The sequence below is a fragment of the Limosilactobacillus fastidiosus genome (assembly GCF_014145505.1).
Taxonomy (GTDB): Bacteria; Bacillota; Bacilli; order Lactobacillales; family Lactobacillaceae; genus Limosilactobacillus; species Limosilactobacillus fastidiosus.
Map to the genome: position 1 here is coordinate 92,819 of NZ_JACIUZ010000025.1, position 19,525 is coordinate 112,343.

General features: G+C 39.1%; 18 protein-coding genes. 7 read left to right on the plus strand and 11 right to left on the minus strand.

The genetic code is table 11. The features are described 5' to 3' along the window. The first annotated feature begins 316 nt into the window (after window positions 1-316). Entirely contained in the window at window positions 317-1,168 is an 852-nt protein-coding gene (locus H5R64_RS03085) for a fructosamine kinase family protein (protein ID WP_182582773.1), read from the plus strand. 118 nt (window positions 1,169-1,286) lie between these two features. Here H5R64_RS03085 and dtd read toward each other — a convergent pair whose 3' ends face one another. From dtd to H5R64_RS03115, 6 genes are all read right to left on the minus strand, one after another. Further along, on the minus strand, window positions 1,287-1,724 hold the full coding sequence (dtd, locus tag H5R64_RS03090; RefSeq protein ID WP_182581345.1) for a D-aminoacyl-tRNA deacylase: 438 nt from the start codon (window positions 1,722-1,724) through the stop codon (window positions 1,287-1,289). An 11-nt stretch (window positions 1,725-1,735) separates the two neighbouring features. Beyond that, window positions 1,736-3,973, minus strand: coding sequence for a RelA/SpoT family protein (locus H5R64_RS03095; RefSeq protein WP_182582775.1), 2,238 nt, complete (start codon window positions 3,971-3,973; stop codon window positions 1,736-1,738). Window positions 3,974-3,994: 21 nt separating this feature from the next. Further along, complete coding sequence (locus tag H5R64_RS03100) at window positions 3,995-4,339, minus strand: hypothetical protein (protein WP_182581343.1); 345 nt, start codon at window positions 4,337-4,339, stop codon at window positions 3,995-3,997. Between the two features lie 49 nt (window positions 4,340-4,388). Continuing rightward, window positions 4,389-5,141, minus strand: a complete 753-nt coding sequence (locus H5R64_RS03105; protein ID WP_182581342.1) for a 16S rRNA (uracil(1498)-N(3))-methyltransferase — start codon at window positions 5,139-5,141, stop codon at window positions 4,389-4,391. Then, window positions 5,141-6,103, minus strand: a complete 963-nt coding sequence (prmA, locus tag H5R64_RS03110; RefSeq protein ID WP_182582777.1) for a 50S ribosomal protein L11 methyltransferase — start codon at window positions 6,101-6,103, stop codon at window positions 5,141-5,143. The genes H5R64_RS03105 and prmA overlap by 1 nt, the downstream gene beginning before the upstream one ends. A 94-nt stretch (window positions 6,104-6,197) precedes the next feature. Continuing rightward, window positions 6,198-6,464, minus strand: coding sequence for a hypothetical protein (locus H5R64_RS03115; RefSeq protein ID WP_182581428.1), 267 nt, complete (start codon window positions 6,462-6,464; stop codon window positions 6,198-6,200). Window positions 6,465-6,963: 499 nt separating this feature from the next. Between H5R64_RS03115 and H5R64_RS03120 the strand changes: the two genes are divergently transcribed. Then, complete coding sequence (locus tag H5R64_RS03120) at window positions 6,964-7,920, plus strand: L-lactate dehydrogenase (protein ID WP_182582779.1); 957 nt, start codon at window positions 6,964-6,966, stop codon at window positions 7,918-7,920. 63 nt (window positions 7,921-7,983) lie between these two features. Here H5R64_RS03120 and H5R64_RS03125 read toward each other — a convergent pair whose 3' ends face one another. From H5R64_RS03125 to H5R64_RS03140, 4 genes are all read right to left on the minus strand, one after another. Next, on the minus strand, window positions 7,984-8,913 hold the full coding sequence (locus tag H5R64_RS03125; protein ID WP_182581427.1) for a DMT family transporter: 930 nt from the start codon (window positions 8,911-8,913) through the stop codon (window positions 7,984-7,986). A 26-nt stretch (window positions 8,914-8,939) separates the two neighbouring features. Continuing rightward, window positions 8,940-9,665, minus strand: coding sequence for a DnaD domain-containing protein (locus tag H5R64_RS03130; protein ID WP_182581339.1), 726 nt, complete (start codon window positions 9,663-9,665; stop codon window positions 8,940-8,942). A 76-nt stretch (window positions 9,666-9,741) separates the two neighbouring features. Continuing rightward, window positions 9,742-10,260, minus strand: coding sequence for a cell wall elongation regulator TseB-like domain-containing protein (locus H5R64_RS03135; RefSeq protein ID WP_182581338.1), 519 nt, complete (start codon window positions 10,258-10,260; stop codon window positions 9,742-9,744). 51 nt (window positions 10,261-10,311) lie between these two features. Beyond that, window positions 10,312-13,191, minus strand: a complete 2,880-nt coding sequence (locus H5R64_RS03140) for a helicase C-terminal domain-containing protein (RefSeq protein ID WP_182581337.1) — start codon at window positions 13,189-13,191, stop codon at window positions 10,312-10,314. 140 nt (window positions 13,192-13,331) lie between these two features. Here H5R64_RS03140 and mvk point away from each other — a divergent pair, with 140 nt between their 5' ends. The 5 genes from mvk to H5R64_RS03165 all read left to right on the plus strand — a co-directional run bounded on the left by mvk (window position 13,332) and on the right by H5R64_RS03165 (window position 18,045). Continuing rightward, window positions 13,332-14,282 carry a mevalonate kinase gene (gene mvk / locus H5R64_RS03145; RefSeq protein WP_182581336.1) on the plus strand — a complete coding sequence of 317 codons (951 nt, stop codon included), beginning with the start codon at window positions 13,332-13,334 and terminating at the stop codon, window positions 14,280-14,282. Beyond that, a complete protein-coding gene (gene mvaD, locus H5R64_RS03150; RefSeq protein ID WP_182581335.1) occupies window positions 14,282-15,253 on the plus strand; it encodes a diphosphomevalonate decarboxylase in 972 nt (323 codons plus the stop codon). The genes mvk and mvaD overlap by 1 nt, the downstream gene beginning before the upstream one ends. 25 nt (window positions 15,254-15,278) lie before the next feature. Further along, window positions 15,279-16,403, plus strand: coding sequence for a phosphomevalonate kinase (locus tag H5R64_RS03155; protein WP_182581334.1), 1,125 nt, complete (start codon window positions 15,279-15,281; stop codon window positions 16,401-16,403). A 101-nt stretch (window positions 16,404-16,504) separates the two neighbouring features. Then, window positions 16,505-17,542 (plus strand): type 2 isopentenyl-diphosphate Delta-isomerase, encoded by a 1,038-nt coding sequence (gene fni / locus H5R64_RS03160; RefSeq protein WP_182582781.1) that lies wholly within the window; start codon window positions 16,505-16,507, stop codon window positions 17,540-17,542. Window positions 17,543-17,556: 14 nt separating this feature from the next. Continuing rightward, the gene (locus tag H5R64_RS03165; RefSeq protein ID WP_182581332.1) at window positions 17,557-18,045 is read left to right on the plus strand and encodes a DUF1440 domain-containing protein; all 489 of its coding nucleotides are present in this window, start codon (window positions 17,557-17,559) and stop codon (window positions 18,043-18,045) included. A 197-nt stretch (window positions 18,046-18,242) separates the two neighbouring features. On the opposite strand, the gene H5R64_RS03170 is transcribed toward H5R64_RS03165, so the two are convergent. Continuing rightward, on the minus strand, window positions 18,243-19,478 hold the full coding sequence (locus tag H5R64_RS03170; protein ID WP_182582783.1) for an ISL3 family transposase: 1,236 nt from the start codon (window positions 19,476-19,478) through the stop codon (window positions 18,243-18,245). Window positions 19,479-19,525: the final 47 nt, after the last annotated feature.

Below are 19,525 nucleotides of genomic sequence, written 5' to 3' on the forward strand. Positions count from 1 at the left end.
AAAAAAGCACCCCTGTTATTCGCAAAGGGTGCTTTTAGCACGGTACCACCTTAGTATCACTCATAGATAACGTCGAACATCGACGGGACTAATTGTCCAGCCTCAAAAGTGTCAATTACTCCCTAAACGTCATGGGCTTCCACCGATTCCCACTCGCTATTGACTAAAGTGAATAAGCATTCTTTATCATTGGCTATTAGTATTAAAATTACAATCCTACCCTACCCGAGTTCACGGAAAATGTCAATAGGTACATGACTTAATTGGTTTTATAAAGATAAAAGTTTAAAATGTAAGTCAAGAGAAGGTGTTTATTTTGAATAATCAACAATTATCTACTACCTGGTTAGCCCAACTCCCCCTGAATAATATTATTAGTTGCGAACCAGTCAGCGGTGGTGACATTAATCTTGCCTATCAAATTAAAACTACTAACGCCACGTACTTCTTGAAAGTCCAGCCTCAGCATCCAGCATCGTATTTTGATCACGAAATTCTCAGCCTAAAAGAAATCGGCCAGGTTGCTAATGTCCCTACTCCGATTGCTCATGGTGAAATCAATAGTGACGCTTACTTAATTCTTAAGTGGATCACTAAGGGTTATGGAGACCAATATGCTCTTGGTCAAGAAGTTGCCAAGATGCACCAACTAAAAAATGAAAAATTTGGTTTCATGGATAATCATCAGACAAAAGTACTAGTTAAAGATAATCATTGGAATCCCAGTTGGTGTAATTTTTATATTAATCAACGACTAAAACCAGAGGTCTCTACCGCCATAAAAACAGGCCAATGGAATAAATGGCGGCAAACTCACTTCGATCGCATGGTTACCAAATTTAATAATTATTATTCAACAACTGAGGTTCAACCAAGTCTTCTCCATGGTGATCTATGGGCTGGAAATTTCATGTTCAACCAAGAACATCAACCATACTTAATTGATCCGGACTGTATTTATGGCGACCGAGAATTTGATCTTGCAATGACAACAGTTTTCGGTGGCTTTGATGAACAGTTCTATCGTGGTTACAATACTATATACCCCATCAAGCCAGGAATTAATGCTCGCCTTCCTTGGTACAAATTCTATTATCTTTGTATGCACCTCATTTTATTTGGTGAAAGCTATGGACCAGCCATGGATCAAATCCTCAATAATTATTGAAACTTAAAAATTGCCGAATTATAGTATTTAAAAAGCAAAGGAGTTCCAAGACGCGGAAAACCGTGCCTGGACTCCTTTTACTTATAGGGATATAAACAATTTCTACCGTGTTTTCTTATTACTTTTCGTAAACAATAGTTGTTGGCCCATCATTCTCTAAGTCAACTTTCATTTCAGCACCAAAGTGACCCGTTTCAACATGGACGCCAGTTGCTGCTAACTTTTCATTAAATCGCTGGTAAAGCGGTTCTGCAATTTCAGGACGGGCAGCCTCTGTAAATCCGGGACGGTTCCCATGTTTAGTATCCGCATATAAAGTGAACTGAGAAATAGAAAGGATTGAGCCATCCACATCCTGAAGCCCCTTATTCATCTTTCCGTTTTCATCTTCAAAGACCCGCAGATTAACAATCTTGTGAACAAGATATTCTAACTGTTCATCCCCATCATCAGGAGCAAAACCAACTAGCAGCATGTAACCACGCTTAATTGCACCAACGACTTCTCCATCAATTGAAACTGAGGCATGATTTACCTTTTGCAAAACAACTCGCATTGTTCTTCCTCCTAACGAATAGTCCGTTTTACCACATAAACATCCTTAATATTCTTTAATGAATCCATAATAAACTGCAATTGTTGAAGGTTGCGAACACCAATAGTCATACTAATAGTAACCATCTTATTATGATCAACTTTCCCGTTAACTGAGTTGAGGAATTTCGTCGTGTTATTTACCGAACGTAAAACATCATTTAATAAACCACTTCGGTTATAACCCTGAACCTCAATATTAGAATTATAATTCGTCTTATCACCATTTGGATTTGCCCAGTAAACATGAATAATCCGTTGACCGTTTTTTTCAGCAGCCTTAATATTGGGACAATCTGCACGGTGAACGGAAACTCCACGCCCCTTAGTAATGTAGCCAATAATTTCATCACCAGGGATTGGACTACAGCAATGACTCAAACGTGTTAATAGATTATCAACACCTTCAACGATGATTCCTTCACTTGTTTCTTTAACCTGTTTCTTTTGTTCGCGTTGGTCAGGCTTTTCAAGGGTAGCATGATCCTCAAGAACCGCCTTTTCTGCAGCTTGTTTTCGTGAATCTTCCTCTTTTTTTCGCACGTCAGCAGTGAAACGATTGCGTACTCCCACGGGGGCTAGATCACCAAAGCCAATCGCAGCAAACATATCATCACTAGTTTGATAGTGTATTTGCTGTGCTACTTTTTCAATTTTTTCCTCAGTCATTAACGAAAATGGATCAAAGCCTGCTTCACGAATTTCCCGCTCAAGCATTTGTTTTCCTTCTTCAATATATTTTTCTCGATCGTGAGCCCGGAAAAATTGACGAATCTTGTTCCGCGCCCGCCGTGTAGAAACCAAATCAAGCCAATCACGACTTGGCCCCGCAGAAGAGGAAGAAGTCAGAATATCCACAATATCCCCTGTTTTGATCTCATAATTCAACGGCACAATCCGCCCGTTAACCTTAGCTCCAGTTGTATGGTTACCAACTTCAGTATGAATTTGGTAGGCCATATCAAGTGGTCCTGAACCTTGCGGTAGTTCGATTACATCACCCTTTGGCGTAAAAGCATAAACTTTATCGGCAAAAATGTCACTCTGAACACCCTGCATAAACTCGTCAGTACCATTACTTTCACTCCGCAACTCAAGAATTTCCTTGACGACGTTTAGCTTTTGACTATCACAAGTTTGCTGAACCCCATTGGTCTTACCTTCCTTGTATGCCCAGTGAGCAGCAACCCCATATTCCGCAACCTGATGCATATGGTGTGTTCTTATTTGAACTTCAAGGGGCTTACCACCGGGCCCCATAATTGTGGTATGTAAAGACTGGTAGCCATTCGCCTTAGGCATCGCAATATAATCTTTGAACCTGCCCGGCATCGGCTTCCAATTAGTATGGATAGCCCCTAATGCAGCATAGCAATCTCGAATTGAATCAACAACAATCCGCACAGCAAGCAAGTCATAGATTTGGCTAAACTGCTTATGTTGGTTGACCATCTTCCGGTAAATTGAATAAATATGCTTAGGCCGACCGTAAATTTCAACATCTGAACCTAATTTAAGATCACTAATTGCCCTTTTAATTTCCGTGATCGCTTCATCAATGTATTCTACTCGTTGATCTCGTCGTGAATTCATCAAATGAACAATCCGGTAATATTGTTGCGGATTAAGGTAACGGAGGGAAAGATCTTCTAATTCCCACTTAATAGTGCTAATTCCTAGTCGATCAGCAATTGGTGCATAAATTTCTAACGTTTCATTTGAAATTCGTCGTTGCTTATCGGGCCGCAAATGTTGCAAAGTTCGCATATTATGCAGCCGATCAGCAAGTTTGACAATCATCACCCGAATATCTTTTGACATTGCAAGGAGTAGTTTCCGGTGGGTAGCAGCCATTTGCTCTTTATTTGATTTATACTGAATTTTTCCTAACTTAGTATCTCCATCAACAATTAGGGCAATCGTTGGTCCAAAAATCTCCTTAATGTCGCCTAAAGTTGCTCCAGTATCTTCAACAATATCATGAAGGTATCCTGCACAGACAGTTTCTGGATCCATATGCAGCTCAGCTAAGATGCCAGCTACTTGAATTGGGTGGATAATGTACGGTTCTCCCGATTTTCGCCGCTGATCATGATGACAAATAGAAGCAAAACGGTAGGCCCGTTCAACCAATGCAACATGTTCATCATTCATATATGAAGAAACCTTTTTAAGGACGTCTTCATGTGATAATTCTTTAACTTCTGACAATATGCTACCCTCCAATCACGATTAATCTTTTTGGCTTTGGGAATTAATTGACCATGCCAAATAAGTAACTCCTAGGTAAAATAAGGCAAAATAAATAGTATATCTAGGCATGAATAGGTAAGAAATGATGAAGTATAGAATTGGGAATATTAGCATATTCCACCACTTCAGATTATGCTTTTCAATGTACTGACCAATCCAAATACTAAAAAGCATATTAATGAAGAATAGGAATAATCCAACCATCCATACACGATGAATTAAATAAATCTTATCACTAAAAAGTGGCAGGATAATCCCAAAAAAGATACTCCATCCCCATACAACAACCCATGTCTTACTTTCAACTTTTTTAAGCCAATCCATAAACTAACTTCCTATACATATATGATGAGAATAATTGTACCACAAACTATCAGTTATTCCCTGATAATTCGGTAACAAATGAAACGGTTGCCAAAAAATATAAGGGAGCCGTTTCAGTACGAAGAATTCGTGGTCCTAACCCAACAGGCATCACTTTATTTTCTTCCATTATGTTAACTTCTGCCGAACTCAAACCACCTTCAGGCCCAAAAATTGCCAAGACCGAATCACCCTTAGCTAATTTAGACAAGGACTGGAAAAGTCGACTACTTTCTCCCTCTTTTGCCGATTCTTCCCAAGCAACTAGTCTAGTAGTTGCTGGATAGTTAGCAAGTAATTCTTTTAGTGAAGGACAATATTCAACTTGTGGTTTAGCATTCCGGTGGGATTGTTCAGCCGCTGCATCCGCAATTTTCTGAAGACGGGTAATCTTTCGTGATTGCTTCTGACTATTCCAGTGACTAATTGAACGCTCAGCTTCAAAAAAAATAATTTTGTTAGCCCCAAGTTCCGTTCCCTTTTGTACGATTAATTCTGGTTTCTCCTTAGTTTTTGGCAACCCACACGCAAGGATTACTTTTACAGGAAGTTCACTATCCTTACCAATTTTCTTTATGAGGCTAGCTGTTGCCTCTGGCTTTATGGAAACTAATTCTGCAAGATAAGCTTGGCGATCTGCGAACACTAATTCAAATTTAGTACCAATAGTTGCACGAAGAACAGTAATCAGGTGATGAGCTACCTCTTGTGGCAACTCAACTATTTCTTCTACCTTAGCTTGATCTATAAAGTAGCGTTGCATTATTCTTCCCCTTCTGCTGACTTATGGGCAATGATCCCATACCAATCCTTCATTCGTAACTTCTGATCAATAACAAAATGGTGCTTCATTAACTCTTGTTCCACTAGAGCTACTTTATCTTTTATAATTCCAGAAACAAGGAACTGACCACCTGGCTTTAAATTCTCAAAAGCTTGTGGTACCAACGGAATAATAATTTCAGCAAGAATATTGGCAACTATTAAGTCTGCTTGAGTGTGGATCCCATCAAGCAGACTATTAACACCAACTTTCACATCAGCCGCAGCCGGATTTAAGGCAATATTCTTCTTTGCGGAACGAACAGCAACTTCATCAACGTCATAAGCTTCTACCTTACCAACACCAAGTTGCTTAGCCGCAATACTTAAAACTCCTGAACCGGTCCCAACATCAATCATTGATTCACCACCACGAACCACGATTTCTAATGCTTCTAACATTAACCGTGTTGTGGGGTGTGTCCCTGTCCCAAAAGCCATTCCTGGATCCAAAATAATTAATTTTTCATTGGTAGCTTGCTGTTGATAATTTTCCCATTGGGGGACAATCGTTAATTGGTTAGTCACGCGTAATGGGTGATAGTACTTTTGCCAAACAGTTGCCCAATCTTTATTATTAACAGCTTCGGAAACAACAACTCCTGCTCCCGGATCAAGCTGATATTCCTTTAGTTTATTTACTTTTTCCTGAATTGTTGAAACTAATTCTGGAAAAAAAATATTTTGCGGGAAATATCCTGTCACTGCAGCACCACTTTCACGGTGAGGAATCTTTTCTGGATCAATAATCTCGCCATGTTTACCATAACGTCCTGGCTTTAAGTTAGCAAAATCTTTGGCATCGTCAATTTGTACCCCAACTGCCCCTTCACTAGTTAAAATATAACTTACTGCTTCTACTGCTTCACTAGAGCTAACAACTTTTATTGCTGTCCAATCCATATTCTTCTCCTTTATAAATAAAAAGTGACCACCAACATGATGGTCACAATATCTCGCTCACCTATTCTTCAGTTTCGAAATCAACAGGCCGCGATTAGTTCTCCTTATCACCCTTATTACCAAAGTGACTCTTTAAATACTCAATTAAGTCAGCCTCAGTTTTAAAAATCCGCGGATGATGTTGGTGGTGCAGGCGAACATCAATTTCATTAATTTTCAGTCGCCCGGTCCATGTATGGGAGTAGCGAATGATTACCCGATTGTTCAACCGATGTTTACCGAAACGGAAAACGTACACATGCTGAGGTGTCATCATCGGCCGAATGTATTCTTTTTTATACATTAAGTCGTTGTCACGCATAAAACGCTTCGTTTGATTCAACACGGTAATCACCTCCTCCTTTAATCAAATCATTAACATATGTTTTATTTTATCACATGCTTAAGATTGTGCAAAAGGTTAACCAGAATTAATCTTTTAAATTTTAAACAATGCTATAATTTCTTCAGCTTTAAGCTTAGGAGGTTAATTAAGGTTGGGAATTCTAATCACATTATTACTTTTATGGTTCTTATGGAAATTAGGCCTGTTCACCCTTAAAATTTTGGGGGTACTCTTAGTAATTTTTGCGGTTGGCTTTCTTTTTCACATTTTATTAATTCCAGTAATCATAATTGCAATTCTGGTAATTATAATCGGCAGTCTTCAACCATAATTACGATTAATTAGTGAATAATATAGATAAAAAATGACAATAATTCTAAATTTAATAGCTTTTTTCACCTGGAATGTTATAATTAACCATGTGAGAGAAATCTCAAATAGCATATTTACTGGATGAAAGGGAGACTGTTTAATTATGTCAAAGAATCATCAAAAAGTTGTTCTTGTTGGTGACGGTGCCGTAGGTTCAAGTTACGCTTACGCATTAGTACAACAAGGTTTAGCTGAAGAATTAGCAATTGTTGATCTTGTTAAGAAGCGTACTGAAGGTGACGCTATGGACCTTGAAGATGCTACTGTCTTCACTGCCCCAAAGCAAATCTACTCTGCTGATTACGATACTTGCAAGGATGCTGACTTAGTTGTTATCACTGCCGGTGCACCACAAAAGCCAGGCGAAACTCGTCTTCAATTGGTTGACAAGAACCTTAAGATCATGAAGTCAATTGTTGAACCAATCGTTAAGTCCGGATTCAACGGAATCTTCTTAGTCGCTGCTAACCCAGTTGATATCTTAACTTACGCTGTTCAAAAGCTTTCAGGCTTCCCAAAGAACAAGATTATTGGTTCAGGTACATCACTTGACTCATCACGTCTTCGGATTGCTTTAGCTAAGTTGTTCAATGTTGACCCACGTGACGTTTCAGCAAATATCCTTGCTGAACACGGTGATTCCGAATTTGCCGCTTACTCAAGTGCAACTATCGGTGGTAAGCCACTTCTTGACATTGCTAAGGAAAACAATGTTTCAATGGATCAACTACTCAAGATCGAAGATGACGTTCGTAACAAGGCTTACGAAATCATTAACCGTAAGGGGGCTACTTTCTACGGTGTTGCAACTTGCTTAATGCGGATTACTCGCGCTATCTTACGTGATGAACATGCCGTATTGCCAGTTGGTGCCCCAATGAACGGCGAATATGGTATCAATGACCTTTACATCGGTACTCCAGCAGTTGTTTCTGCAAACGGTATTGACAAGGTTATTGAAGTTCCATTGGACGATCGTGAAAAGAAGGCTATGGATGCCTCTGCTGCTGCCCTTGAAAAGGTTGCAAAGGATGGTATGGCCAAGCTTCAAAACAACTAATCAATTCTTAATTAGTTAAATAAAAAGAGTTCGGAAAAATCCGAACTCTTTTTTGGTTTTAAATTAATTAATATCTATATTGGCTTCTAGTTTCTTCTTTCTCCCTGCTTGAAGAACATAAATTGCAATGATAACCAATGCGATCCCAAGAATTTCCACTAAAGTTAAATGGAGATTAAAGAAGATCACACTCAGTAACGAAGTCGTAATTGGCTGTAATGCGTCCATAATACTAACAACATCTGAAGGAGCATAGCGAGTAGCAAGCATTAATAAACTAAAAGGCAAGATTGTCCCAAAAAGAACGACAGTCGCTACTGAGGCAACCAGTTCGCCACTGAGTTTGGGAGGATTAACCCAAAATGGCCGATAAATATTAAATAGGAAACTAGCAATGATTGTCCCCCATCCCAGCACAACAACTGGCGGGTTAGAATCAGCGGCTTTTTGCGGCAAGACAACGTAAAATGCTGCTGTAATCCCGGAACCTAATCCCCATAATAGTGAGCCCATTGGAATATCTAGCTGAGTAAAGTTTCCCTTGGTTAATGCAAAGAAAACTCCAATTAACGCTAACCCAAAGGCAATTAAATCACTCCGGAGGGGGCGACGATGCTTAAAGATAACTCCCCCAAGAACAATAAAAAGTGGCGAAAGGTACTGCAAGATAGTTGACGCGGAAGCATTCCCAGTTTGAATAGAATAGTAGAAAGTCAAGAGGTTAGCCATTAATCCAAAGATTGCATAGGTAATGACAGAAATTGCAGTATCACGACGTTGAAAAACATTAAAAGTCTTTTTTCCATACATAAAGCCACTGATTACAAGCAAAATAATTCCAGCAGCAAACGTTCGAATAGAAAGCATCCACGTCGCTGGGATTGCTAGGTTCTGAGATATTAGCTGGAGAGTGGTCCCCGAAATCCCCCACATTATTGATGCAGTTGCTGCAATGATAATCCCCTTTACTATTGGATTACTTGTTTTCTTCATCATAAAGTACCCTTCTTCCTCTTAAATTATTTATTCTTTTGTTGGGTATTCAAATTAAAAATTGGAATTTTAGGCCCCTGAATTTCTCTTGGTTCTTGATGTGAATAATTGTTTTGCGATTTTCGTTCTTCAAATCGACGCTCATGTTCCTGAATATCATGAACCGATTTTAGTCCCTGCCTGGACCAATTTCTTAAGATCCGGTCCATATACTGAAGACTTAAAGCATTGTTCATTACCGCTTGCCTTAACGCTAAATCAATAATTGATCCTGAATAATGATCACGATCAATCCAATCATTAACGATCTGCATTTCCATTGGCGATAATGGCCGCCCGACTTCAGCTTCAATCTTATTAAACGTCATCTTTCGTTGATTACTAATTTTAGTTTCAACCTTTTCAACCGCCTCTTGTTCATTAAAGGCACCGATCTTATTAATTAGTGGGGTAAAATCCCAAAAGGCATCTTCCTTCCCATCAGCTAATTTTCGCATCTGTTGGACAACCAGCTTATTACTCATCATTTGATGTAAAAGATCAAAAACTTGATTTTCATCCGTTTGAAGATGGCGAGCAATTTGACGAATATCAGGATCAATAATTCCCCGATCAAGGTAAGATTTAAATTCAAGGTAGACAACTAACTGAGCTGTTGACATCCCCAATTCATGATAATGATGAAGAAGAATATTACTAATAGTTGTCTCCCCAGCATTAAGGTATTGAACTAATGGATTATTTTCAGTCATTATGAACCCCCTTAATAAATTTAACCAAAAAAGATAAGGGTGTAGCGATCAAAGATCGTCCCCCTATCTTTATAAATTACAGATTATTAATTGATTGAATAACTTTACCTGTCTTAAAGTTAACTAATTCATAACATAATTGGCCCTTTTGATTACGGTAAGTAACTTCCCAGACTACCTTATCATTAAAAACACCAGGCGCCACTTTTAAAACCTTTTGTGGATTATACTTTTGACGAACTTGTTGAATTACTTGCTGTGCTGTTAGGCCACTATTTTGTTTCAACACCCGAACGTTACCACCGTGCTGAGGAACAATTACCAGTATCGGTTGATCTTTATCATTCTTCCCCGCAATAGTGTAATAAGTACTTTCACGATTGTAAATATAGAAGCTCTCTGGATCTTTAAGGTGAGCATACTTTTTTGCAATAGAAACTGTTTGTCGTCTGGCTGCCGAACGTGGCTGATTACTAATGAGGTAAAAGATCCCCATAATAACGATAATTGCCACAATGACAATTAAAAGATTACGAATCGTTTGTCCAGTAGAACGATTTTGTCTGTCACGCTGGACCTCACGACGACTTTGCATGTAACTTCCCCTCTTTAAATTCATTAATCTTAAAAATTATACCAGAAATTTCTAGCTTTCGTTATTTGTCCGCTGCTTTTTTAAAAAAATTTTGGTAATTTCCACTACTTTAGCCGTTGATAATTCCTCTACTGGCAATTCTTTAGGAAGATTCTTCAACATTGAATATCCGTATCGCCGAGTACTAATCCGTGAATCAAGAATTACTCCCACTCCAAAGTCTTCAGGGGTCCGCAATAAGCGACCGACTCCTTGTTGAAGTTTCATTGTTGCTTTAGGAAGTGAAGAATGATAGAAAGGATTTTTACCTTCACGTTTCAGCAGGTCATTATAAGCCCGATTCATAATCTCATCTGGTGAATCAAACGGTAAACGAGTAACAATCAATAATTCTAACGCGTTTTTAGGTAAATCAATTCCTTCCCAAAAACTAGACGCACCAAGTAAGATTGAACTTGTTCCACTTGCAAACTGTTTTAAAAGTTTTTCTCGGCGACCGGTAATTCCCTGGGCCAAAATATCGCGTTGATCAAATAGGTCCGTTTCTTTAAGTTGACTGTAAACCTGTTCAATCGTTACCAGTGAATTAAAAAGAATCATCGTTTGACATTCGTTATCTTTGCATAAATCGTAAATAGTCTGGGCAAGATAATGAATATATTCTTCATTATTGGTGCGGTTAGGGGCAGGCGCATCCTTAGCAATCAATAGTTTTGCCCTTTCTGCATAGTTAAATGGCGAAGCAAACCGCTTTTGAAGTGTTCGTGATCTTTCTAAATCTAATTGTTCGTACAAGTAATTCGAACGACTTGAAGTGAAGAGGGTCGCGCCAACGAATAATGGTTGAGCAAAGTATGGATAAACGTTTTCCGTTAAAAAGTGGTTAACAGCCAAAAGACCACCACTTAGCTTCATTGAGCTATGTTCAGAAGATTGCTGAACAGTAAGCCAAAAAGCAGCTGAACTCCCCCGTTCTTCAAGAGTCTCAATAAACTGATGAAGCTTATTATCAGCATCAGCAAGGACAACCCATTGACTTTGAAACTGACTCATTAAATATCGATCACTAAAGAGCCACCGATCTGCCTGCTGTTCAAAAAGATGTCGCAACGCTACAAAGTGAAGTTGGACGCTTGCTAAGGCCTGTTCCAATTGCATTATCGGCTTACTAGTTGGCGTTAATAATGATAAGAGTTGTTCGTTATCTAATGGTCGCTCAATTAATTCATTAGGGTTACCTTGGATATTAAGCATAAATTGACGGTATAACGCTTGTTGAAAAGCATCATTGGCCTCATTCAAGGCGCGTAAATCACCCTTTAATAATTCAACATTATATGAGCCAAGAGCATCCTCTTCAAAAATATTTGCCAGATTACGTTCTTGATTATTACTAACCAAATTCTCCAAAACGTGGATTGCAGTTCGGATACTTTGGAAATCAAGAGTCTGACGCGAACGACGAAGAATACTTTCACTTAAATGCTGAGCTTCGTCAACTACTAAATAAGGTCGGCGAGTACCATCACCTAACTCTTGAGCATGATCAACTAAGTAGGAATGATTAGTAATAATTACATTTGCCGTATGCAATTGTTTTTGCCGACGAATTAAGAAGTCATCCTTATAAAACTCATTATCCTCACGCAGGGTTTTTACCCCTTGATGACGGATTTCAGCAAAATAAGGTGAGCGTTGAGCATTTAAATTAAGTTCATCTAGATCACCGGTAGTCGTCCCTAACAACCATACAAGAATCTTTGCCTTGATCAACTGAACATAGTCAGAATCTTCAATGATACTTAGTGAATGGACAAATTTAGCAAGATCAAGGTAATGAGAATTCCCCTTCACTACGACCCCGTTTAATTCAAAAGGAAGGAGAGCATTTAGCTGTTTCATTGTTTGCTGAGCGATTTGTTGCTGCAAGAGATTAGTAGCAGTACTTACAACAATTTTTTTATTAGGGTATGCCGCATAAGCTAACGGAAGAAGGTAACCAAGTGTTTTTCCGGTTCCGGTACCAGCTTCAACAATCATTGACTTAGGTTCATCATGAGTATAATTATTATAAATACTGTTCATCATCTTCGACTGAGCCGACCGAAATTCCAACATTTCTCCATACAATTTTAGCTTAGCCCGTTTAGTTGATGGATAACGAACATTCACGATTTTACCTTGACTCGTTGCAGGACGAACTTTATGAAGAACGATTCCATGACTAACATATAAATTGTCAGATAATGGCAACGGACTTGTTACCCGTCGCTCTAGCTCCTTATTGAGGATCATCGTTGTTTGCTGTGGTAAATTTAATTTGAGTTCAACAAGCTTTTCCAGAGTTAAAGTTGGTAATTCTCGTAGTCGTTTTGCAAGGTTAACTAATAAGTGGGCGGTAGCCTCAGCATCTGAAACTGCACTATGAGGATGATCGTGCTCAATAGATAATGAATTAGTCAGATCTCGCAAACGGTAGCTCTTTGCAGTAGGCATAAGAATTTGACTCAAAGTTACCGTGTCAATCGCTTCACTCGATAAGGAAGGATATCCGGCCCGTTCTAATTCAGCATTCAAAAATGGAAAATCAAAATTAACATTATGGGCAACAAAAATCGTGCCACTTAGAAGACTATATAGTGTTCCGGCAACATCATCAAAAAGTGGGGCATGTCGGACATCACTATTCTTGATTCCCGTTAATTGGGTAATCTGGCGTGGAATGGTTGTCTGCGGATTAATTTTAGTTTCAAAATGATTAATGATTTCGTCATCTTGAACAAGGACGCAACCAATCTGGATAATTCGGTCGCCATGATTAACGCTTGTCCCGGTTGTTTCCAAATCAACGACTGAGTATATTGGGCCGCGACTCTTTTTCCCTTTTTGCCGGCGTTTTATCGTTGTTGACAAAATATCACCATGTTTCATTATTATTCGATCAAAGTTCTGTTACTATGATACACCATTCGTTTTTTAAATTATAGTAACAATTGCCGCAGTCCTTTGGCAAATCAATAAATTTACGCTATTATTAATAATGGTATTTTACGAAGAAAGTAGGTTTTGATGTGAAAGAACAAGGAATCGGTCACAGTCATGCCAAAATAATCCTAATGGGTGAGCATAGCGTTGTCTACGGTGAGCCAGCAATTGCCCTCCCCCTCCCTGATATTACACTAACGGTAACAATTGATCGCGTTGATAAAGGAGGGCACCAAATTAAAAGCCGTTATTTTACAGGACCATTAAACAAATTACCGAAAAAAATGGCAGGAGTTCAACGATTGATTACTTCACTAATGCATCGTTTTAATGGTGATAGCGATCAATGGGTAATAACAATTAAAAGCCAATTACCGGCAGAACGAGGTATGGGATCATCTGCAGCCACAGCGGTCGCAATCGTTCGGGCCTTTTTTGATTTGTATGAAGAACATTTAAACCGTGAATTACTGTTACAGCTTGCTGACATTGAAGAAGAAGTGACTCACCGCAGTCCTTCCGGATTAGATGCTGCCACCGTCAGTTCCACCTCCCCACTCTATTTTATTAAGGGAAAAGAACGCAACGACTTCAAAATGAACCTCCACGCGACTATGGTAATCGCTGATACAGGAATTAAGGGGGCAACTAAAGAAGCAATTGCCGCTGTTAAAAATGAATTAAGGACTAATCACAATGACGCGCAAGCTCATATTAACCACCTCGGTAAATTGGTTAATTTAACAAGAGATTATCTAAAAAACGACGACAGTACAAATTTAGGAATTGCCTTAAATAGTGCCCAATTTGATTTGAGGGCATTGAAAGTAAGTGAACCACATCTTGAGCGTTTAATCGTTACTGCTAATCATAATGGCGCATTAGGAGCCAAACTAACAGGTGGTGGCCGCGGTGGCTGTATGTTTGCAATTACTAAGACTGCTCTTGGTGCCCGAAAATTAGCAAGCATTTTAAAAGATAATGGTGCTCAACGAGTATGGCTACAACCACTTGGGGATACGGAGGAAAGTAATTAATGATTACGGCGCGTGCACATACTAACATCGCATTAGTTAAATATTGGGGGAAAAAGGATCAGAACTTGATTCTTCCGCAAACGGATAGTCTTTCATTGACCTTAAACGAATTTTATGCTGACACCAGTGTCGAGTTTAGGGATGACCTAGCTGCGGATCACATTGAAATTGATGATCGTGTAGTTACTGGTCATGCAGCTAACAAAGTCATAAACTTCCTTAACATTATCAGAAAAATGAGTGGGGAAAAACGCTATGCTAATGTTATTTCTACTAACCACGTTCCCGTTTCAGCCGGATTAGCATCTTCTGCTTCAGCATTTGCAGCACTGGCAACTGCCGCCAGTAAAGCCGCTGGATTAGACCTTAATCGCCGTGACCTTTCTCGTTTAGCCCGCCAAGGTTCTGGTTCGGCCACGCGATCCATTTACGGGGGTCTTGTTGAGTGGCATCGGGGAACGGATGATCTCACTTCCTTTGCGGAACCAATTATGGAAAAAGTTGATTTTGGAATTGAAATGATTGCCCTCCTCCTTAATACTTCCAAAAAGAAAGTTTCAAGTCGGCAAGGAATGCAATCAAGTGTTGAAACATCGCCCTATTATCCTGCATGGCATAAAGTAGTTGCTCATGATATGTTGGCAATGAAAAGAGCTATTAGTAATCAGGACATCGACCAAATTGGTCATATCGCTGAGGAAAATGCCCTACGAATGCACGCACTTACCCTTTCTGCTGATCCCGGATATACATACTTTAACGGTGAAACTATCCGGGCAATTCAAGCGATCAATGACTTGCGTTCTCAAGGAATTAGTTGTTACTATACTATGGATGCTGGTCCGAACGTAAAGGTAATTTATAACCGAAAAAATCGTTCAAAAATCATTGACTACTTGGGGAAACTTTTTGGTCAAGAAAAGCTTATTGTGTCAAAACCTGGACCAGGGGTAAAAATTATTAATAAATAGGATTTGATTGAGAGGTTATGTAAGATTGATTACTGAAAAAGCACCGGGCAAACTTTATATTGCCGGTGAATATGCTGTTGTTGAAAATGGTTATCCAGCGATATTAGTAGCGTTGGATCAATTTGTTACCTGTTCAATTGAAGAAAGTGAAGCGGAAGTTGGTCGAATTATCAGTCGTCAATATCATAAGAACGCTTTACAATGGCACCGCCTTGGCGAACAAATGGTTGTCGATAACCGTGACAATCCATTTTCGTATATTCTATCTGCTATCAAGGTAACGGAAGAATATGCACGTGCTTTCGCTCGTGAATTACGAATTTTTGATCTTCATATTGATAGTCAACTTGATAGTGAATCTGGAAAGAAGTATGGACTTGGTTCCTCGGCTGCCGTTACTGTTGCAACCGTTAAGGCCCTCTGTCGTTTTTATAACCTTCCAGTAACTAAAGATGAGATTTTTAAGTTAGCTGCCATTGCCCACTTCGAAGTTCAAGGAAACGGTTCACTGGGCGATGTTGCTGCTTCCGTCTACGGTGGTTGGATCGCTTATCATTCATTCGATCGCCAATGGCTTGCTCAACAGAGAAAGTATCTTGATTTACGAACCCTTATTGAGCTTCCTTGGCCCGATTTAAAAATTGAGTCATTAAAGGCACCAAGCAACCTCCAACTCCTTATCGGCTGGACCGGTAAACCCGCCTCTACTTCACAATTGGTAGATAAAATCTCACTATTTAAGGCTCGCCAGCAAAAGGAATATCATCAATTTCTAGAAGAAAGTAAGCACTGTATTCAAAGAATGGTTGACGGTTTTCATAATGCCGACTTAGAGGCAATTAAAAATGAAATCCGTTATAATCGAGAATTACTAAAACAATTAGGAATTAATTCCGGGGTCCACATTGAAACACCAATTCTTAACAAGCTTTGTCAAATAGCTGAAGATTTTGGTGGTGCGGCCAAAACATCAGGTGCCGGTGGTGGCGATTGTGGAATTGTCGCGATTGATCGAAATAGCAATTTTAAACAAGTATTAACAGAATGGACAGCCAATAAGATTGAACAGTTACCCCTTTCTGTTCACTTTATTGAAAATATTAAGGGTGAAATTAAACATCACCTTATTAAAAAGAACAATAAATACTAAAAGAGTATGATAATCGATCAATCGATCTAAAATCACACTCTTTTACTTTATAATGGAATTAAATAATTTGTCATCATTTGACGATTCTAAGGAGAACAGTTATGGAATCAAATCATGCCCAACGTAAGAATGAACACCTTTCGTTGGCAACTAAACTCTACACTCAGGTTCATACTAATTCACTCGATAATATGCAGATCATCCATCATAGTTTACCAGAAATTTCTCTAAAAGAGGTAACAGCAGCCACAAGTTGTGGGAAACTAAAATTCACCTCCCCCTTCTTTATCGAGGCAATGACTGGTGGTAGTCAGAATGCATATAAGGTTAATCAGAAACTAGCAATTCTGGCCAAAAAGTACCGACTTGCAATGGCTATTGGTTCAGCTAGCATTACTTTTCATGATCAAGCTGCAAAGAAAAGTTTCTCCGTAGTTCGAGAAACAAATCCTGATGGCATTATCATTGCTAATTTAAGTGCTAAGGCAAGCTTAGAACAAGCAAAGGCTGTTATTGAATTACTAAACGCTAACGCCTTAGAGCTCCATATTAATACTACTCAGGAACTAATTATGAGTGACGGTGATCGTGATTTTCACTGGCTAGCAAACATTGAATCATTGATTAACCATCTCGATGTCCCAATAATTGTAAAAGAGGTTGGTTTTGGAATGGATGCTACAACAATTAATCAGCTCCAATCAATCGGCGTCCAGTTAATTAATATTAGCGGTCGCGGCGGTACCAATTTCGCGGTAATTGAAGATCATCGAAATCATCTTACTAATTTCGATTTTCTCAATGATTGGGGACAAACAACATTAGAATCATTACTTGAGGCTCGTAAAGTACGTAAAAAAACTACCCAAATTATTGCCTCCGGTGGTATCTGCTCACCACTCGACGTCGTTAAAGCAGGAATTCTTGGTGCAAATGCCGTTGGGGTAGCTGGATACTTTCTTAATCACCTTATTCGTGACGGCTTCGACGCCCTTGATAAGGAGATCAATAATTGGCAGGTTACTCTTCCTCGACTTCTTGCTCTCCTTGGCTGTAGATCGTTTAATGAATTAGCCTCAATTGATTTTGTTTTACATGGCAAAGAGTTAGAATATGCTCAACAACGTCATTTAATTTAAGGAGGTCTTTGATTATGAAGCAAAAAATTAATTGGCCAGTTACTATTGCAGCTGGTGTTGCCGGTGGGATAATAGGTGGGCTTGTTAAGCTCGGCTGGGAAAATATTTTACCACCCCGGACACCGGAAAGAGATCAAACTAATCCACCACAAAAGCTTCTTCAACAGTTAGGGATTCCCGCGAAGATAACCCATTCAACGTACACCTACTCCGGTCATCAATTACCATGGGTAAGTTATTTAGTTCACTTCGGTTTTTCAACTGGATTTGGAGTTACATATAGTCTTGCCGGTCAACTTTTACCATGGCTTAAATTCGGTCATGGAGTCCCATTTGGGATTGCCGTTTGGAATGCGTTCCATGTTGAATTAATGCCCGCTTTAGGAACCGTTCCCGCAGCAAAAGATCAACCATTGGAAGAACATATTTCTGAAATTCTAGGGCATGCTGTTTGGATGTGGACAATTGACGAAATTATCCGCGGTATTAATAGTGAAAACTAACAGGAAAATTAAACTACCCTATTTTCATTTAACTTTTTTAATGATCCTCTCTACTTAGCTACGAAGATGCCAAAGAGCATGCTTTAAAATGTCTTTCTCTTCCTGCCTCTCACAATTCAGCAACTCAAAAAGAAGGGTATCCGTCAACTGGTATTGATGGATATCGATGCCACTCACAGAAATGTGGGTGGTATTTTTTATGCAAATAGACAATCAATTCTTAAAAAGAAAAAGTTTTGATTGGCAAACCCATAACAGGTTCGTTTAAGAGTTTTAATTTTCCGATTAATTCCTTCTAATGGACCGTTCGAAAATTCATACTTGGTGCTGTTAATTACTGCTTGTTGGTTCTTCCTAAAGGTTCTGATCGTAGTATCCATTTCAGTATTAGTAGTCTGGTAATTTTGTAAAACCGCTTGAAGAAGTTTGGGATCACGCTCCTGAAGGGCTTGAGTAATTGCTTGATATGTTTGGTAAACGACCTTAAAGTCAGTGAATTTACTGGTGATTAAGTCAACAGCGTTTTGTTTCGTCATATATTCATTTATCCCCCGGAGATAAACAGGCTTTTCGGGGTGAAGTTCGGTCTGCTTAAGATGAAATAAGCGCCATTGGTTTTTCATAATCTTATATTCACGACTGTGTTTATCTAAGAACTTAAGAATATTAAGTCGACAGTTATCTAAAGCTCGACCGGCCAATTGGACAATATGAAAACGATCAATAATGATTTGGGCATTCGGAAATAGACGGTAAATAAAGCTCTGGTATTGTGCATTGAGGTCGATAACGACCGATTCTACCCGAGCTCGTTCGGCTTGACTATAACGATTTTCAAAGTAATCAATAATCGATGGTGAAAGCCGATTGTGAAGTTTAACCACTAGTTGGTGACTTTCACTGTCACAACAAATAAATGACATGATGGACTTAGTTGAACGAAACTCATCAAAGCAGAGGTGTTTAGGAAGAACGGCCATCCGATAATGCGGTTTAACGCGTTCGATAGTCGTCCGCCGAACACTGCTGGGCGAGCAATGACAAAGGCGAGCGATTAGCTCGCCATTCATACCTTCATGAACAAATAGCATAATTTGACTTTTGAGTTTTCGAGTAAGGGTCTGATTGGGCTTAGTTAAATCTGTTGTCGCACCGAAGGTTGTTTGGCAATTGGAACAGTAATAACGTTGCTTAGCCAGGATCATTTCATACCGCATGCCATTAAGACTCGCTAAGCGAAGATGAGTTTTGCGAAAGCCATTTTTGACCACAGTTTCAAATCCACAATTTTTACAGCGCGCCACCGGATAAGATAAGGAAGCATGGATTACTTTAAGCTGCTCATTGTTTTTCGAGGTTGTTTCAACATTAAGAACTTTAATGTTTCGGTCTTCAATTCCGAGGAGATTTAGGATAGAATTATTTAGGGACATCTGTATAACCTTCTTTACATGATTTTTGTGGTGAATTGATTGTACAA